Below are 1009 nucleotides of genomic sequence, written 5' to 3'. Positions count from 1 at the left end.
AGATGTGTATAAGAGACAGAATTAGTAAACCAGTTCATGTGAATGCTCCTTAGCATTTACCAGTGTAGATAGCATCCAACACTGGGTACAGTTTTTCTTCTACGTTGAATTCAACGCGGCTCATTGCAGCAGGACCCATCTTTTGCAGACGCTTGGTCAAGGCTTCCAGCCCACGTACCAGCTCAGCATTCAGTTCACGGGTAGCGAAGTACTCGTTGAATGGAACACCTTCGATGTGAATCACGTCGTTCACGATGTCGTGAGCTACAGCTACAACTGGGTTCAAGTTTTCAGTGCGGATCGAAGTATTGAAGTTCATGGTACATTCCTTCTAAGGATTTAAGATTAGGGTACAGCGTTTTACTTACCGCGCAGCAGGGCCATTGCATCAGCCAGTTTGGTGTCAGCGTTCTGGTTGTCTTTCTCTTGGTCTTTCAGTTGTTGCTCGGATTGCTTCAGGGTTTGACGACCTTGATTCAGATGCTGAGCAAGGTTAGGATTGTGTACACCGTATTTAAGATCGGTCATGATGACGCTCCTTAGATGTAAGTGATCAGACCCCAGACATAGTTACCGTCAATGTCTTCGAAGTCTTTCAGCAGGGTGATCAGAGGTTTGTTTTCTGTGTTGTGGATCGGGCAGAGCATGTCGTTGCTCAACTCTACTTCACCGGTGGTCTTGTTCAGGCGCAGGGCGTTGACGCAGATGTCACGGTCGGCCATAAAGCCGAACATTACTTCTTTGTGGTTCTCGATGCCGTAGGTAGCAGCGTGAGTCAGTTGAACCATATTACCAGAAGAGATGTCGCGCACTTGACCTTTAGTGTCGAACAGTGCAGCAACGATAGCTTGGTTCATTTCACGTTTACGGGTGATGGAGATAGCCATGGTGTAATTCCTTCTGAGGATAGTAGATTAGCGACTAGATTATTCCCTGTCTCTTATACACATCTGAAAACGGGGGGGGGGGGGGGGGGGGGGGGGGGGGGGGGGGGGGGGGGGGGGGGGGG

3 protein-coding genes are annotated in these 1009 nt (G+C 49.3%); all 3 read right to left on the bottom strand.

Annotated features, from left to right (window positions below):
- Positions 1-49: 49 nt before the first annotated feature.
- From H8Z83_RS19155 to H8Z83_RS19145, 3 genes are read right to left on the bottom strand one after another with little or no spacing between them, the layout of a single operon-like run.
- Positions 50-319 (bottom strand): hypothetical protein, encoded by a 270-nt coding sequence (locus H8Z83_RS19155; protein WP_187016485.1) that lies wholly within the window; start codon positions 317-319, stop codon positions 50-52.
- A gap of 41 nt (positions 320-360) precedes the next feature.
- The gene (locus H8Z83_RS19150) at positions 361-528 is read right to left on the bottom strand and encodes a hypothetical protein (protein WP_187016484.1); all 168 of its coding nucleotides are present in this window, start codon (positions 526-528) and stop codon (positions 361-363) included.
- 11 nt (positions 529-539) lie between these two features.
- Positions 540-887, bottom strand: coding sequence for a hypothetical protein (locus tag H8Z83_RS19145; protein WP_187016483.1), 348 nt, complete (start codon positions 885-887; stop codon positions 540-542).
- Between the last annotated feature and the right edge of the window lie 122 nt (positions 888-1009).

This window comes from Dysosmobacter segnis, from assembly GCF_014297285.1.
In the GTDB taxonomy this organism is placed as follows: domain Bacteria; phylum Bacillota; class Clostridia; order Oscillospirales; family Oscillospiraceae; genus Oscillibacter; species Oscillibacter segnis.
Note: the sequence above shows the minus strand (reverse complement) of the source record. Positions and strands in the feature narration are given on the sequence as shown.

Bases quoted from the DNA above. Each gene is read 5' to 3' on its own strand.
- H8Z83_RS19155 (WP_187016485.1), bottom strand. From the start codon at position 319: ATGAACTTCAATACTTCGATCCGCACTGAAAACTTGAACCCAGTTGTA.
- H8Z83_RS19150 (WP_187016484.1), bottom strand. From the start codon at position 528: ATGACCGATCTTAAATACGGTGTACACAATCCTAACCTTGCTCAGCAT.
- H8Z83_RS19145 (WP_187016483.1), bottom strand. From the start codon at position 887: ATGGCTATCTCCATCACCCGTAAACGTGAAATGAACCAAGCTATCGTT.